The sequence below is a fragment of the Streptomyces sp. NPDC055243 genome (assembly GCF_044544025.1).
Taxonomy (GTDB): domain Bacteria; phylum Actinomycetota; class Actinomycetes; order Streptomycetales; family Streptomycetaceae; genus Streptomyces.
The window spans coordinates 133,613-149,228 of the sequence record NZ_JBITWR010000006.1 but is presented as its reverse complement, the minus strand read 5'-3'; the positions used below and the strand labels follow the sequence as shown (position 1 = coordinate 149,228).

At 71.0% G+C, this 15,616-nt stretch carries 15 protein-coding genes and 1 tRNA gene; 12 read left to right on the top strand and 4 right to left on the bottom strand.

The genetic code is table 11. From position 1 onward, the window contains the following. Positions 1-114 precede the first annotated feature (114 nt). The 12 genes from ehuB to ACIGXX_RS19285 all read left to right on the top strand — a co-directional run bounded on the left by ehuB (position 115) and on the right by ACIGXX_RS19285 (position 11,366). Complete coding sequence (gene ehuB / locus ACIGXX_RS19340; protein ID WP_361470669.1) at positions 115-969, top strand: ectoine/hydroxyectoine ABC transporter substrate-binding protein EhuB; 855 nt, start codon at positions 115-117, stop codon at positions 967-969. Beyond that, positions 966-1,712, top strand: coding sequence for an ectoine/hydroxyectoine ABC transporter permease subunit EhuC (ehuC, locus tag ACIGXX_RS19335; protein WP_351164687.1), 747 nt, complete (start codon positions 966-968; stop codon positions 1,710-1,712). The genes ehuB and ehuC overlap by 4 nt, the downstream gene beginning before the upstream one ends. Positions 1,713-1,756: 44 nt before the next feature. After that, the gene (gene ehuD / locus ACIGXX_RS19330; protein WP_351164811.1) at positions 1,757-2,374 is read left to right on the top strand and encodes an ectoine/hydroxyectoine ABC transporter permease subunit EhuD; all 618 of its coding nucleotides are present in this window, start codon (positions 1,757-1,759) and stop codon (positions 2,372-2,374) included. Next, positions 2,364-3,176 (top strand): ectoine/hydroxyectoine ABC transporter ATP-binding protein EhuA, encoded by an 813-nt coding sequence (gene ehuA, locus ACIGXX_RS19325; protein WP_351164689.1) that lies wholly within the window; start codon positions 2,364-2,366, stop codon positions 3,174-3,176. Before ehuD ends, ehuA begins: the two co-directional genes overlap by 11 nt. Before the next feature lie 188 nt (positions 3,177-3,364). Further along, positions 3,365-4,123, top strand: a complete 759-nt coding sequence (locus tag ACIGXX_RS19320; protein ID WP_399977117.1) for an IclR family transcriptional regulator — start codon at positions 3,365-3,367, stop codon at positions 4,121-4,123. Positions 4,124-4,207: 84 nt separating this feature from the next. Next, positions 4,208-4,281, top strand: a tRNA-Lys gene (locus ACIGXX_RS19315). Positions 4,282-4,484: 203 nt separating this feature from the next. Continuing rightward, on the top strand, positions 4,485-5,159 hold the full coding sequence (locus tag ACIGXX_RS19310) for a DedA family protein (protein ID WP_351164693.1): 675 nt from the start codon (positions 4,485-4,487) through the stop codon (positions 5,157-5,159). 99 nt (positions 5,160-5,258) lie between these two features. Next, positions 5,259-6,410 carry a sensor histidine kinase gene (locus tag ACIGXX_RS19305; RefSeq protein ID WP_399977113.1) on the top strand — a complete coding sequence of 384 codons (1,152 nt, stop codon included), beginning with the start codon at positions 5,259-5,261 and terminating at the stop codon, positions 6,408-6,410. Continuing rightward, a complete protein-coding gene (locus ACIGXX_RS19300; RefSeq protein WP_351164695.1) occupies positions 6,401-7,045 on the top strand; it encodes a response regulator transcription factor in 645 nt (214 codons plus the stop codon). The genes ACIGXX_RS19305 and ACIGXX_RS19300 overlap by 10 nt, the downstream gene beginning before the upstream one ends. Positions 7,046-7,163: 118 nt before the next feature. Next, positions 7,164-8,399 (top strand): sensor histidine kinase, encoded by a 1,236-nt coding sequence (locus tag ACIGXX_RS19295; RefSeq protein WP_399977109.1) that lies wholly within the window; start codon positions 7,164-7,166, stop codon positions 8,397-8,399. Then, positions 8,332-9,003, top strand: a complete 672-nt coding sequence (locus ACIGXX_RS19290) for a response regulator transcription factor (protein ID WP_351164697.1) — start codon at positions 8,332-8,334, stop codon at positions 9,001-9,003. The genes ACIGXX_RS19295 and ACIGXX_RS19290 overlap by 68 nt, the downstream gene beginning before the upstream one ends. Positions 9,004-9,203: 200 nt before the next feature. Further along, positions 9,204-11,366, top strand: coding sequence for an MMPL family transporter (locus tag ACIGXX_RS19285; RefSeq protein WP_399977105.1), 2,163 nt, complete (start codon positions 9,204-9,206; stop codon positions 11,364-11,366). Here ACIGXX_RS19285 and ACIGXX_RS19280 read toward each other — a convergent pair. From ACIGXX_RS19280 to ACIGXX_RS19265, 4 genes are all read right to left on the bottom strand, one after another. Further along, positions 11,341-11,622: a hypothetical protein gene (locus tag ACIGXX_RS19280; RefSeq protein ID WP_351164700.1), complete on the bottom strand. Its 282-nt coding sequence runs from the start codon at positions 11,620-11,622 to the stop codon at positions 11,341-11,343. The two genes, ACIGXX_RS19285 and ACIGXX_RS19280, sit on opposite strands and share 26 nt — an antisense overlap. Before the next feature lie 118 nt (positions 11,623-11,740). Next, the gene (locus ACIGXX_RS19275) at positions 11,741-12,376 is read right to left on the bottom strand and encodes a LuxR C-terminal-related transcriptional regulator (RefSeq protein WP_399977591.1); all 636 of its coding nucleotides are present in this window, start codon (positions 12,374-12,376) and stop codon (positions 11,741-11,743) included. Between the two features lie 2 nt (positions 12,377-12,378). Continuing rightward, entirely contained in the window at positions 12,379-13,677 is a 1,299-nt protein-coding gene (locus ACIGXX_RS19270) for a sensor domain-containing protein (protein WP_399977101.1), read from the bottom strand. A 197-nt stretch (positions 13,678-13,874) separates the two neighbouring features. Next, positions 13,875-15,581: an AMP-binding protein gene (locus tag ACIGXX_RS19265; protein WP_383822473.1), complete on the bottom strand. Its 1,707-nt coding sequence runs from the start codon at positions 15,579-15,581 to the stop codon at positions 13,875-13,877. Positions 15,582-15,616: the final 35 nt, after the last annotated feature.

The window sequence follows — 15,616 nt, the reverse complement described above, 5'->3', positions numbered from 1 at the left end:
TCGGGTAGCCGCGCGCCCATGGCTCCACCACTTTGGAACGACCCAGAGAGCAATGAGACAGAGAGCCCCCGTGCCCCGGGCACGGGGCCCGGTGCGGCGCCCCGGAACATCGGGATCCGCCGACGATCACTCCTGTTCGGCGCGGCCGCGGTAGGTGCGGTGGGCGCGCTCGGCGCGGCGGGCTGCAGCAAGGTGCCCACCGGGGACACGCTGGCGCGCCTGAAGTCGCAGGGGACGGTGCGGCTCGGGATCGCGGGAGAGGCGCCGTACGGGTACATCGACGAGGACGGGGCGTTCACCGGCGAGGCGGTGGAGCTCGCGAAAGTGATCTTCAAGCGCCTGGGGGTCGACAGCGTCCAGCCCGTGGCGACCGAGTTCGGTTCACTCATTCCCGGCCTGACCACGCAGCAGTTCGATGTGGTCTCGGCGGGGATGTACATCAACAAGGAGCGCTGTCAGCAGGTCATCTTCTCCGACCCCGAGTACCAGATGCTGGACTCCTTCATCGTCCGCAAGGGCAACCCGAAGAAGATCTACAACTACCAGGACGCCTTCAAGATCAAGGCGAAGATGGGCACGGGCCCCGCCTACGCTGAGATCGACTACGGGATCGCCGCGGGCTACAAGCGGGACGAGATCTCCATCTTCCAGGACCCGGTCGCGGGCATGAACGCCGTCGAGGCCGGCCGCATCGACTTCTTCGCCGGCACCGCGCTGACCGGCCGCGGAGTGGTCCGCAAGAGCACGAAAGCTGAGGCGACCGAGGCCTTCGCGCCCATCGTCGACGGCGAGAAGCAGATCGACGGCGGCGGCTTCACCTTCCGGCCCACCGACACGGAACTGCGCGACGCCTTCAACGTGGAGATCCACAAGATGAAGAAGAGCGGCGAGCTCTTCCGGATCCTGAAGCCGTTCGGCTTCACCAAGGACGAGATGACCACGCTCACCGCTAAGGAGCTGTGCAAATGACAGCGGGACTGTGGGAACACTGGGTTCTGCCCGGTATCTGGATCACCATCCAGCTGACGATCTACAGCGCGGCCCTGGCCGCCGTCGTCGCCTTCGGCATCGGCATCGCCCGCACCCACCGGCTGCGCACCGTGCGCTTCCTGGCCGGTTTCTACACCGAGGTCTTCCGCGGCACCTCTTCGCTGGTGCTGATGTTCTGGATCTTCTTCGTCCTGCCGCAGCTGGTGGGCTGGGCGCTGGTCCCGATGTGGGCGGCCGTGCTCGCCCTCGGGCTCTCCTACGGTGCGTACGGCGCCGAGATCGTGCGCGGCGCGCTCAACTCGGTGGCTCCGGCACAGCGCGAGGCGGGGGTCGCGTTGAGCTTCAGTCCGTGGCAGCGGATGCGTCTGATCCTGCTGCCGCAGGCCATCCCGGAGATGATCCCGCCGTTCTCGAACCTGCTGGTGGAGCTCCTCAAGGGCACCGCCCTGGTCTCGCTGCTCGGCATCGGCGACGTGTCGTTCGCCGCGTACCTGGTGCGCCTGGCGACCACCGAGAGCGCCGAGATCTACACGATCTCCCTGGTGATCTACTTCGTGCTCGCGTTCCTGCTGACGCGCGGAATGCGTTCCCTGGAGCGTAAGACCAAGGCCGGCATCGGCCAGCAGCCCGAGCCGCGCGGCGGCCTGATGGGCAAGCTCAACTTCCGCCAGCAGCTGGCGACTTCACAGGTTCCGAAGAGCTCAGGGGGCGGTGGCGCGTGAACAACGGTACTGACAAGTGGGACTGGGGTGCGGTCGCCGACTTCATGCCGCACTTCTGGGACGGCGTCCTCACCACCCTGCAGATCCTGGCCCTCGGCTCGCTGATCTCGTTCTCGGTCGGCCTGGTGTGGGCGCTCGCGTTCCGCGCGCCCAGCCGCTTCGTGCGGTGGCCGGTCGGCATCATCACCGAGTTCATCCGCAACACCCCGCTGCTCGTGCAGTTGTTCTTCCTGTTCTTCGTGCTGCCGGAGTGGGGCGTCCAGTTCTCCGCCCTCACCACCGGCATCATCGCGATCGGCCTGCACTACTCGACGTACACCGCGCAGGTCTATCGCGCGGGCATCGAGGCCGTACCCGTCGGACAGTGGGAGGCGGCCACGGCGCTGAGCCTGCCCTACCGCCACACGTGGACCGCGGTGATCCTGCCGCAGGCCATCCGCCGCGTGATCCCCGCGCTCGGCAACTACGTCATCGCGATGCTGAAGGACACCCCGCTGCTGGCCAGCATCGGGGTACTGGAGCTGCTGCAGCGCTCGCGCCTCGAGGCGGCGCAGACCTTCCAGTACACCGAGGCCCTGACCGTCGTCGGCATCGCCTTCATCGTCATCGCCTACCCGTCCTCCCTCCTCCTCCGAGCTCTGGAGCGTCGTCTTGTCGTCTGAAAGCACCCCCAAGGAAACGACCAATCCGGCGGTGGACGGCAGCGAGCTGATCCGCTTCGACAAGGTCACCAAGAGGTTCGGGGCGAACACCGTCCTGGACGAGCTCGACTTCTCGGTGGACTCGGGCAAACACGTCACGCTGATCGGCCCGTCGGGATCCGGCAAGACCACGATCCTGCGGCTGCTCATGACCCTGATGAAGCCCGAGGAGGGCACGATCAAGGTCGGCGGGCGCTACCTCACGCACGAGGAGAAGAACGGCAAGCTCGTGCCGGCGAACGAGAAGTACATCCGCGAGGTCCGCAAGAACATCGGGATGGTCTTCCAGCAGTTCAACCTCTTCCCGAACATGAAGGTCCTGCGCAACATCACGGAAGCCCCGGTCACCGTCCTCGGCCTGTCCAAGGACGAGGCCGAGGAGCGCGCCCGCGGGCTGCTGGAACTGGTCGGGCTCACCGAGCACATCGACAAGTACCCCAACCAGCTCTCCGGCGGCCAGCAGCAGCGCGTCGCCATCGCGCGCGCCCTGGCGATGCGCCCGCAGGTGCTGCTCCTGGACGAGGTCACGTCCGCGCTCGACCCCGAGCTGGTGGCCGGTGTCCTCGACGTCCTGCGGGACATCGCGCACACCACGGACATCACGATGCTCTGTGTGACCCACGAGATGAACTTCGCGCGTGACATCTCGGACCAGGTCCTGATGTTCGACTCGGGGCGGGTCATCGAGGCCGGGACACCGGAGAAGATCTTCACCGAGCCGGAGCACGAGCGGACCCGGGAGTTCCTCAGCGCGGTCCTGTGACCGCGTGGCGAAATCAACCAGGCCATGGCCTTGGGTGATGACGTTGGCATATGCCAGGGTGGCGCGTTCCTGCTGACGGAGCCGGAGCGCGCCACCAATCTGGTCAACAGCCGCTCCATAGTGACCCCTTGGCGGCTATCGTGGGACGGAGCCCAGCTGTCCGGAACCGTTCCACGCAGGGGGAAGCCGTGGCGCTGAAGCACGAGCCGACCACGCCGCAGCACTCGGTACAGAGCGCCCTGCGGGTGCTCGAGATCGTCGCCAGGCACGAAGCCGGCGTGACCGACGCCGAGCTGGCCCGGCAGACCAAACTTCCCGCCCCCCAGCTGGCCACCCTCCTTCGCATGCTGCGCCGCGAGGCGTACGTCGAGCAGATCGCCGACGGTGCGTACGTGACCGGTGAGTCCCTCACCCGGCTCGGCTCGGCCCAGCGCCGCGACCAGGCACTGCGGGACAAGCTCCAGGTGACGCTCGACGAGCTGCGCGACTCGATCGGCGCGGCCGTCTACATCAGCCGGTACGAAGACGGCGAAATCAAGATCACCGACTGCGCGGACGGCCCCTGCACCCCGAAGGTCAACGAGTGGGTGGACTTCCGCTCCTCCGCGCACGCCAGCGCGGTCGGCAAGAGCCTGCTGACCCAGCTCGACCTGGACGGCCGCAGGGACCACCTCTCCCGCCACAAGATGGCCCGCCTCACCTCGCGGACGATCACGAACGAGAAGGTCCTCCTGAACCGCCTCGCCGCCCAGCCCGCCACGGTCCCGGTCCTCGACCTCCAGGAGTACGCGGTCGGCACGGTCTGCGCGGCCGTCCCGATCACCGCGGGCTCCTCGGTCGGCTGCCTCGCGCTCTCCCTGCCGGTGGAGCACGCGCACCGGCTGCGCGAAGCGGCCCAGACGCTCAATCGCGGGGCGGCGCCGGTGCTGCTCTCGCTGGCGATCTAGGGGCGGGCCCCCGGGGCGAGCAGCGGGGGAACGCGGGCGGTTCGGAGCACCCTCCAGGACCGGGTATTATTTTCGAGTCAGCACGCGCCGCTAGCTCAGTTGGTTAGAGCAGCTGACTCTTAATCAGCGGGTCCGGGGTTCGAGTCCCTGGCGGCGCACTAGCGATTAGGTCGCTGACCTGGGGCTTCTCGGTTTTCCGAGAAGCCCTTTCGCGTTGCCCCGACCGTCCCGCGACCCTGCGGAAATCCCCACCCTGCTCGACGGCAATCCGCATACCGCCGCTGATCCACGGTTCCTAGCGTTGCTGATGAATCCCGGTGGCTGTGCCGCAGCCGCCGTCCCGCCAGCCTGGAGAAACCGCATGGATCTCGTGACTCTCGCCCTCCCCCAGGAACCCGCGGGCGGCATCGCGGGCTGGGCGGCCGACCTCGTGGACACGATGGGCGGTCCGGGCGCCGGTCTCGCCATCGCCCTGGAGAACCTCTTCCCGCCGCTGCCCAGCGAGGTGATCCTGCCGCTGACCGGCTTCGCCGCCGGACAGGGCGTGATCAGCCTGGCGTCCGCGCTGTTCTGGACGACACTCGGCTCGGTGGTCGGCGCCGCCGTCCTGTACTGGATCGGCGTGCTGTTCGGCCGTGAGCGCATGCATGCCATCTGGGCCAAGCTGCCGCTGGTCAAGGGTTCCGACCTGGAGCGCACCGAGCAGTGGTTCGCCAAGCACGGCACGAAGGCGGTCCTCCTGGGCCGCATGGTGCCGATCTTCCGCAGCCTCATCTCGGTCCCGGCCGGTGTGGAGCGCATGCCGCTGCCGATCTTCCTGACCCTGACCACCGTGGGCAGCCTGGTCTGGAACTCGGTCCTGGTGATGGCGGGTTACTGGCTGGGCGACCAGTGGGACGCCGTGGAGACCTACGTCGGTTTCCTCTCCAAGGCCGTCCTCGTCCTGGTCGTCGTCGCCATCGCCGTCTACGTGGTCATGCGCGTCCGGTCCAAGAAGCGGCCGCAGGCGCAGCCCCAGCACCGCCGTACGTCCTGACCCGCGGCGATGACAGGCAACGCGCCGAACCCCCGTCCCCTTCCCGCCCCTGCTGAGCGATCTTGCCCCGGCGGTGCGGCGGCATTAGTGTCGGCAGGCGTGACGGGGGACCTGGCGGTGAAGCCGACGGCGCGCCTCCTCAAAGCCGCAGGCGTCCTGCTCAGCTGCTTCACCGCCCTGCTCGGCCTGCTGTACTTCATCCTGGCCGGCGCCCTGCTCGGCGCCTTCCTGCTGTGGCCGCGCACCCGCGGCAGGGCCTACGCCCTGCTCGCCGCGGGGGCCCGCAGGCTCGCCGCCCTCGAACGTTCGAGGCGCTCGGTCTTCTTCCACGACAGGTTCCCCGAGCACCACGCCTCCGACCAGCAGGTGCTGCGCTACCTCGCGGCCCGCACGTACACCGGACTGCTGTGCGGCGTCGTGGTCGGACTGCTCGTCTTCGGCGTCGTCCTGGCCGGGCTGCTCGCCGCGGGCGTCGCCCGGTCCACGATGACCTGGCAGGAGCTGCTGCCCCAGGTGGTGCTCGGCGGCGTCCTGCTCTTCCTCGACGTACAGGGTCTCCACTCACTGGCCGCCCTGGACGCCCGCCTGGCCCGCGAGTGCTTCGGGCCCTCGGAGCGCGAGCTCCTGGAGCGGCGCATCGACGAACTGGCCGCCAGCCGCGCCGCGGTGGTGCACGCGGTGGACACGGAGCGGCGGCGCGTCGAACGCGATCTGCACGACGGCGTCCAGCAGCGGCTCGTGGCGCTGGCCATGCTGCTCGGGCGGGCCCGCCGCAGCAAGACTCCGGAGCAGGCGGACGCCCTCCTGGAGCAGGCGCACAAGGAGTCGAGGGAAGTCCTCACCGAACTGCGCGAAGTGGCCTGGCGGGTCTATCCGTCGGCGCTCGACAACCTCGGTCTTCAGGAGGCCATCGGCGGGGTCTCCGAGCGGTGCAGCATCCCGATACGGATGGAGTACGACGTTCCCGAGCCGCTGGCGCCGTCCCTGGAGACGGCCGCCTACTTCGTCGTGTCCGAGGCCGTGACCAACGCGGCCAAGCACTCGTCGGCCGAGGACATCTTCGTCAGCGTCAAGGCGTACGACACGTCCCTCGCCATCCTGGTCCGCGACAGCGGTGTCGGCGGCGCCGATCCGGCGGGCAGCGGTCTGACCGGACTGCACAGCCGGGTGGCCGCGCTCGACGGCAGCCTGAACGTCCACAGCCCCGTCGGGGGCCCCACCACCATCACCGCGGAGCTGCCGTGCGCGTAATTCTCGCCGAGGACTCGACCCTGCTGCGAGAAGGGCTGATCCGGCTGCTCACCGAGGAAGGCCACGAGGTGCTCGCCGGGGTGGGTGACGCCGTCTCGCTGCTGCGTGAGATGGAGACGCAGACGCCGGACATCGTGGTCACCGACATCCGGATGCCGCCGACCCACACCGACGAGGGGCTGCGCGCCGCGGTGGAGATCCGCAAGCGCTGGCCCGGCGTCGGCGTGCTCGTGCTCTCCCAGCACGTGGAGCGCAACTACGCGGCCCAGCTGTTCACTTCGAACGTCGAGCGGGTCGGCTACCTCCTCAAGGACCGCGTCGCGCAGGTCGACGAGTTCCTCGACTCGCTGGAGCGCATCCACGCGGGCGGCGCCGCCATCGACCCCGAGGTCGTACGGCAGTTGGTCATCCGCACCACGCACACCGACCCCCTCTCCCGCCTCACCCCCCGCGAGCGCAGCGTCATCGAGGTGCTTGCGCAGGGCCACACGAACGCGGCCATCGCGCAGAAGCTGCACATCTCGCAGAGCTCGGTCGAGAAGAACCTCAACATGATCTTCGACAAGCTGGATCTCTCGCACACCACCGGCTACAGCCGCCGGGTGCTCGCGGTGCTGCGCTACCTGGAGTCCTGACACCTCACGGACGGCGCCCGGCCCCGGACCGCCCCGCACATATCCCCCGCACCGGTGAGGACAGCGTCGCGGGGCCGCCGCGATACTGGCACGGCCTCCTGCCCCGAGGAGCCGCCCGATGCAACGTCCCTTCCTCGCGCTGTCCCGGCTGCGCACCGCCCACCCCTACGCGGTGGACACCGCGCTCGCCGCCGTGGTGCTCTTCGCCGTCTCGCTCCAGTTCCTCTTCCCCGACGAAGGGGGCGACGAGCTGAGCGCGGCCGGGTTCGCCCTCGGTGCCGGGACCGCGGTGCCGCTGATCTGGCGCCGACGCGCGCCCTTCGCCTGCGCAGCCCTGATCGCCGTCTTCACGCCCGCCATGGCGCTCTACCACCGGCCGCCGCCCGACGTCTGCTTCGGCGGCATGGTCGCCCTCTACACCGTGGCCGCCCTGAGCACACCGCTGAAACGGCGCTTCATGCTCGTCGGCTGGCTGATGGGTGCCGCCGTGACCATGACCTTCAAGGAGCACGCCGAGCCGTACGAATACCCCTTCCATCTGCTCAGCCTCATCAGTGCGTACGCCCTGGGGGCCTTCGCCCGCGTGCAGCGCGCATACACCGCCGCCCTGGAGGACCGGGCCCGGCGCCTGGAGCGGGAGCGCGCCACCGAGACGGCGCGGGCGGTCAGCCAGGAGCGCTCCAGGATCGCCCGCGACATGCACGACATCCTGGCCCACGCGGTGAGCCTGATGGTGGTCCAGGCGGAGGCGGGGCCCGTGGTCGTCCGCAGCGACCCGGACCGTGCGGTGGGGGCGTTCGACGCGATCGCGGGCGCGGGGCGCGACGCGATGGTGCAGTTGCGGCGAATCCTCGGCGTACTGAGGGAGTCGTCGGCCCCGGGGGACGGCGGACGCGTCCCGCAGCCGACACTCGCGGCGCTCCCGGAGCTGACCGCGCTGGTCGAACGGGCGGGCCTGCGCGTGGAGTTGAGCGAGACGGGCGAGCCCCGCCCGCTGCCGCCCGACGTCGAGGTGGCCGCGTACCGCATCGTCCAGGAGGCCCTGACCAACTGCGTCAAGCACGCGGGAGCGACGGAGGCGACCGTCCAACTGGGGTGGTCCGCAGCTGAGTTGACGCTCAAGGTCCAGGACGACGGAGCCGGGTTCTCCGCCGACGAAGGCGTGGGGCACGGACTCGTCGGCATCCATGAACGCGCCGCCGCCTGCGGTGGCACCGCCGAGGCCGGGAACGGTCCCGATGGTGGATTCCGTGTCGCCGTACGGCTGCCCACGGCATCCTTGGGGGATGAGCATCCGGGTGGCGGTCGCCGACGATCAGGAGCTGGTGCGCAGCGGCTTCTCCATGATCCTTGAGGCGCAGCCCGACATCGAGGTGGTGGCGGAGGCGGGTGACGGCGCGGAGGCGGTGGCGGCGGTGCGCCGGCACGCCCCGGACGTCATCCTCCTGGACATCCGCATGCCGGGCATGGACGGCATCGAGGCGGCCCGCCAGGTGTGCGCGCAGTCCAGCTGCCGGGTCGTCATGCTGACCACCTTCGACCTGGACGAGTACGTGTACGAGGCGCTGTACGCGGGGGCGAGCGGCTTCCTGCTCAAGGACGTCCGCAGGGACGACCTGGTGCACGCGGTCCGGGTCGTGGCCGCCGGGGACTCCCTGCTCGCGCCCTCGGTGACCCGGCGGCTGGTGGCCGACGTGGTCCGGCGCCGCCGCACGGAGGCCGGCGCACCCGCCGTGTCGCCGTCCGAACGCCTCGCGGTCCTCACCGCCCGCGAGGAGGAGACGCTGCGGCTGCTCGCCCGGGGGCTCTCCAACGCGGAGATCGCGGCGTCGTTCGTGGTCAGCGAGCACACGGTGAAGACGCACGTCAGCAACGTCCTGTCGAAGCTGGCGCTGCGGGACCGGGTGCAGGCGGTGATCTGCGCGTACGAGACGGGGCTCGTGATCCCGGGGAGCTAGGCCCCCCGCCGTCGAACTGCCGCCGCTTCTCCCGTGACCTCCCTGGCCCTCCCCTGCCTTCCCCGGCCCTCCCCCGCCCGACGGAGACCTACCCCGCACGGGGGAGACGGCAAGACCGCCCGCCACGGCGATCCGCCGCACACGGGCACGGGGCGACGCTGAGGGGCGACCCGGACCCCGTCCATGGAGGAGGCAGAGCCATGCTGGCCGCCCTCGCCCGCACAGCGACCCGACGCCCACGAACCGTCGTCCTCATCTGGCTCCTTCTCCTCGTCCTCGGCCTCGGCTTCGGCACCCGGGTCTTCGGCGACCTGACCTCGTCGGTCGAGGACGTCCCCGGCAGCGAGTCGGTCGTCACGGAGGAGCGCCTCGCCGAACTCACCCCGGAGGGCGAGGACTTCAACGCCGTCGTGTCGGCGTCCGCCGTCGAGACCCCGCAGCTCCGCGCGCAGGTGGGCGACGCCGTCGCTGACGTACGGAAGCAGCCGGGCATCGCCGAGGTGCCCGATCCGTACACCACCCGGGGCCTGGTCGCCCAGGACGGCAAGGCCCTGCTCATCCCCGTCGCCCTCAAGGGCGGCCTGGACGACGACGCCGAGGAAGAGGCCGTCGGCGACGCCGCCGACCGCCTCCGGGAGATCAGCGCCGGCGAGGTGGCGGTGAGCGGCGGGCCGCTGCTCGGCGAGCAGATGGGCGGCAGGGCCCAGGAGGACGTCGCGCAGGCCGAGTTGATCACCTTGCCCGCCGTGCTGGTCGTGCTCCTGCTCATCTTCGGCGGGCTGCGGGCCGCCGGGCTGCCCCTCCTGGTCACCGTGAGCGCCGTGGCCGGTGCCTTCCTGACCCTGTACGGGTTCAGCCAGTTCACCGAGATCTCCGTCTACGCCGTCCAGATCGTCACCATGCTCGGCCTCGGCCTCGCCGTCGACTACGCGCTCCTGATGGTGATCCGCTTCCGCGAGGAACGGGGGAAGACGGACGACGTGGCGCGGGCCGTGCACGCGACCGTCGCCCGCGCCGGGCGCACCGTCCTCTTCTCCGGTCTGACGGTGGCCATCAGCCTGTCGGGGCTCGTCTGGTTCCCCAGCCCGTTCCTGCGCAGCATGGGCCTCGCGGCCGGTGCGGTGGTCGTCGTCGACATGCTGGCGGCGCTGACGCTGCTGCCCGCGCTGCTCGCCCTGTTCGGCGGCAAGATCGCACCGGCCGGGTCGAAGTCCCGTACGAGCAAGCCGACTTGGTGGCGTGCGAAGTCAGACCAGGCCCCTGAGCCCGGAGCCTTCTTCGCGCGCCTCGCCCTCTTCTCCGCCCGGCGCCCCTTGGCCGTGACGACCACCGTCGTCGCCGTCCTCACCCTGCTCGCGCTGCCCGCCTTCGGGATGCGGATCAACATCGGGGACGCGCGGCAGCTCCCGCACGACACCGAGGCCCGGCAGCTGTACGACACCGTGCGCGAGCACTATCCGGCGGGGACGGACACCGACCCCGTCCAGGTGCTCATCGGCCCCGGCGCCGAACCCGACTGCGAGGACAAGATCCGTGCCCTGCCCGGGATCAGGGCGGCCGACGGCGAGCGGCTCTCCGACGGCACGATCCTGCTCGAACTGACCCCGACCGGCTCCGTCGACGGTCCCACCGCCACCCGGCTCGTGGAGCAGGTGCGCGACCTCCGCGGCGACGAACCCGTCCGCGTCACCGGCAACGCGGCGAGTCTCGTCGACTTCCGCTCGATGCTCGCCGAGCGCGCGCCCTGGGCCGTACTGACCGTGCTCGTCGCCCTGTTCGGCCTGCTCTTCGCCTTCACCGGCTCGCTGCTGCTCCCGCTGCGTACGCTCGCCACCACCCTGCTCAGCCTGGGCGCCGCGCTCGGCGTCGTGGTGTGGGTGTTCCAGGACGGGCATCTCGCGGGGCTGCTCGGCGGTGAGGGGCTCGGGGCGCTGAGCCTGACCGCGCCGCCGCTGATCATCGCGATCGCGTTCGGACTGGCCATGGACTACGAGCTGTTCATCCTGTCCCGGATGCGGGAGACGTGGCTGGAGACCGGCGACCACCGTGCCGCCGTCGTCGAGGGGCTGCGCCGCTCGGGCCGCGTGGTCAGCTGTGCGGCGCTGCTGCTCGCGATCGTCTTCGGCGGCTTCATGACCGGCGGCTTCTCACCGATCCTGCAGATCGGGCTCGGTCTGACGCTCGCGGTGCTGATCGACGCGACCGTGGTCCGGATGTTCCTCGTCCCGGCGACGATGACGCTGCTGGGCCGCCGTGCCTGGTGGGCGCCGCCGCGCCTGCGGAGGATGCACGAGCGGTACGGGCTGCGCGAGGAGCCGTCCGACGACCCCGTACCGGTCAGGCAAGCACCACCCAGTCCATGACCAGGGCGGCCACCAGGCCGACGGCCAGAAGGTAGCTGCCGAGCCGGGTCCGTCCGCGCCTGCTGAGTTCGATCACCAGGCCGCAGAGGACGAGCAGCAGCCCGTACACCCCCACGACCAGGACGGACGACCGGCTCGCCAGGCGTACGGCGAGCACTGCGGCCGCCGCGGCCATCAGCACCGAGGCCGCGGCGATCCGTATGCGCCGGGCCTGGCGCGGCGTGAGGCCTGCCCGTGTCTGGTCTGACGTGCTCATGGTTCAGGATCGTAATCGACCAGACCGATGGCCACTGCACGCTTTGCTTTCCGGGGCCATCCGGGGGCCTTCCGGGGGCTTTCCGGGGGCTTTCCGGGGCTTGCCGGGCTTTCCGGGCTCAGGCCCGCAGGTACGCGAGGACCGCGAGCACCCTGCGGTGGGTGCCGTCCGCGGGCGGCAGGTCGAGTTTCCCCAGGATGTTGCCGATGTGCTTGCCCACCGCGGCCTCGCTGACGACGAGTTCGGCGGCGATCGCGCCGTTCGACCTGCCCTCGGCCACCAGGCCGAGGACCTCGCGCTCGCGCGGCGTGAGCTGGGCGAGGGGGTCGCGGCGGCGCCTGAGCAACTGCCGTACGACCTCCGGGTCCACGACCGTGCCGCCGTCCGCGACCCGCGTCACCGCGTCGGCGAACTGCTCGACCTGGCCCACGCGGTCCTTGAGCAGATAGCCGACGCCGGTGCCGTCGCCGGTGTCCAGGAGCTCGGCGGCGTACGAACGCTGCACGTACTGACTGAGCACGAGGACCGGCAGCTCGGGCCGTTCGGCGCGCAGGGCGAGGGCGGCGCGCAGGCCTTCGTCCTGGAAGGAGGGCGGCATGCGTACGTCGGTGAGGACAAGGTCGGGGTCGTGCGCGTCGACGGCGACGCGGAGCCCTTCCGCGTCACCGAGCGCGGCCGGTACGTCGTGCCCGAAGCGGGTCAGCAGCCCGATGAGACCTTCGCGGAGCAGCACGCTGTCCTCGGCCACGACGATGCTCAGTCGGCGGTGAGTGCTGGGGAGTGCTGGGCTCGGCACGGGATCTCCACGGACAGTACGGTCGGCCCGCCGGGCGGGCTGGTGACCGTCAGTGTGCCATCGAGCACGGCGATCCGGTCCGCGAGCCCGGTCAGCCCGCTGCCCCGGGAGGGGTCGGCGCCGCCCTTGCCTTCGTCCCGCACCTCGATGCGGAGGGTTCCGTGCTGATGTCGGGCCTTGATGCGGGCGCGGGGTGCTTCGCTGTGGCGGGCGATGTTGGTGAGGGCTTCCCGGGTGGTGAAGTACCCGGCGGACTCGACGGGTTCGGGGAGGCGCGGCAGGCCGTCGAGGTCGGTGTCGACGGGAACGGGGGACCGTTCGGCGGCGTCCTCGATGGCGGCGGCGAGGCCGTAGTCGGCGAGGACCTGGGGGTGGATGCCGCGGATGAGTTCGCGCAGCTCCGTGAGGACGTTCCCCGCCTCGTCGTGGGCCGTGGCGAGCCGGCCGGCGAGGGGGCTGCCGGGGGTGGCGTCGAGCCGGGCGAGGCCCAGGGCCATGGTGAGGGCGACGAGGCGCTGCTGGGCCCCGTCGTGCAGGTCGCGCTCGATGCGGCGCCGCTCGGCCTCGAAGGCGTCGACCAGGCGGGCCCGGGAGCGGGTCACCTCTGCCAGTTGGGTGGCCGCCTCGGCCTCGCGCGGGGCGAGGAGGAGGCGGGCGAGGGCGGCTCGGGCGGTGGCGTAGGCGCCGAGGGGATAGAGGAGCGGGGCGAGGAGGGCGAGGCCGAGGAGTGCGAGGGCGAAGGCGTGCGGATAGCCACTGACGAGCCAGAGCTTGGCGGCGCGTATCTCGCCTCCGTCGAGGGCCAGTTGGGCGGGGGCGGCGATGAGGACGGCGGGGCCGCCGAGGGTGCAGATGAGCACCAGGAGATCGAGCGGCCACAGGACGAGCGCGAGCAGCACGGCGTACGCGAACTCGCGCCAGGTGGCCTGCTCCGTGAACCGAAGCGTGAACCAGGCGGGGATGCCGGGAGCTTCGGGGGTGCGGTGGGGACTGGGAGCACCGGATGGATCGACGAGGGCGAGCCGACGCCGTTCGAGGGCGGCGACGGGGATTCCGGCAAGGGGAAGCAGGGCGAGGAGGGGCAGCCCTACGAGGAGGAGGGCGAGGGCGGCACTGACGCTAACGGCAACAAGCCCACAGAGAAGCAGGAGAATCCCCAGCAGCACACCCCCGAGGAGATACCCGACGCCCCTCCAGGGCGCACTGGACCCCAGATACCCCCGCCGCCGAACCCCCACCCAGACGCTTTCCCTGACCATGGGGGCCACGGTATGCGGGGGCGGTGCCGCACGGGCTGCGGGTCCGGTCTGTGGGTGGGTGGGAAAGGCTTGTTCGTCCAGAGTCGGATGCGGAGTTACGGGCGGGTGGGCGGGAAAGGCCCGTTCGGCCAGGGTCGGATGCGGAGTTACGGGCGGGTGGGCGGGAGAGGCCCGTTCGGCAAGGGGCGGATGCGGAGTTACGGGCGGGTGGGCGGGAGAGGCCCGGGAGACGGCACCGGCGCCGGCGGCAGCAGCCCCTCACGGGACTGGGCCCGGTACTGGTCCAGCAGGGCAGTCTCCACGTCCGGCGTCAGACGGTGATACGCCCCCGCCCCGGGGGCAGGCCGCCACCACACAGGATCCCCGCAGCGAAACCCCTCCCCCCGCAAAACCGCCCTCGCCACCTTGTTCGTCGCCGTCACCGGCATCCTCTCCACCACCCGCACGAACCGCGGCGCCATCTTCGTGCCCAAGTCCGGCTGGGACAGCAGGAATTCCGCGAAGGACAAGGGGTCGAAAGCCACCCCCGCCCGGGGCGCCACCGCCGCCATCACCTGATCCCCCGCCACGGGGTCCGGCACCGCGTACACCGCGACCGCCACCGCCCCCTCCCACCGCGCCAGAATGTTCTCGATCATCGCCGCCGCCAGGTTCTCGCTGTCCACGCGGAGCCGGTCGTCCGTACGCCCCGCGAAGTAGAGGAACCCCTCCCCGTCCCGGTAGAAGAGATCCCCCGTCCAGTACCAGCCGTCCCGCAGCCGCGCCGCGTCCGCCTCCGCGTTGCGCCAGTACCCCTCGAAGGGCGTCCGGCCCTTGTTCACCAACTCCCCTATCGCCGACTTCCCGTTCAGGAGCCGGCCGTCCTCCGTGAAGACGGCGGGCGGGCACTCCTCCCGCGTCACGGGGTCCACCACCGCCAGCTCGTCCCCCGGCGCCGCCCGCCCGATCGCCCCGGCCGGCGTCCCCGGCGCCCGCTGGATCGCCGCCCCGCCCTCCGAGGAGCCGTACCCCTCGACCAGGCGCACCCCGAACCGCTTCTCGAAGCGCGCCGCGTCCACCGCCCCGGCCTCGGTGCCGAAGCCCAGGTGGAGGGGGTTGTCCGTGTCGTCGGCCTTCTCCGGCGTAGCCAGGACGTACTGCACCGCCCTTCCCACGTACGTGAAGTACGTGGCCCCGTGCGCCCGTACGTCGTCCAGGAACGCCGAGGCCGAGAAGCGGCGCCGCAGCGCCACCCCCGCCCCGGCCGCCAGCGCGGGCGCCCAGTCCGCGATCACCGCGTTGCCATGGAACATCGGCATGCAGATGTAGTGGACGCCCTCCGGGCCGAGGCCGAAGTGGCCGACCAGCGACTGTCCCGCCGCCGCCAGGCGGCCCTGGCTGCAGATCGCGGCCTTGGGCGCCCCCGTCGAGCCGGAGGTGAAGTAGAGCAGCATGCGGCTCGTCGGCGTCGCCGATCGCGATATCTCCGGGTGAGCCTGCGCGTAGGGCGCCAGGAGTTCCGCGTACGCCTGCGTATCGGTCACCAGGATGCGCAGGCCCGGGAGTTGCAGGCCGTCCAGGAGCGGGAGATGGGCCCGTTCCGTGATCAGGACCGCGCAGTCGGTGTGCACGATGTCGCGGGCCAGCTCCGCGCCCCTGCGCGTGGGGTTGATGCCCGCCACGGCCGCCCCCGCGAGCGCCGCCGCGCTCAGCCACAGCGGGTACTCGGGGGTGTTGTCGAGCAGCACGCCGACGTGCGGCTCGGCACCTCTCGGCAGCAGGTCGGCGAGGAGCGCCGCCCGCGCCGCCGCGCCCGCTGCGACCTGGTGGTGGGTCAGCTCCTGGTGCTCGAAGCGCAGTCCGGGGCGGTGGTCGCCCCAGCGCGCCCGCACGAGTTCCGCGACGGTGCTCCCGGTGGACTTCATGGCCGCGCACCATAATTGATGGGCCGTCAGATAGG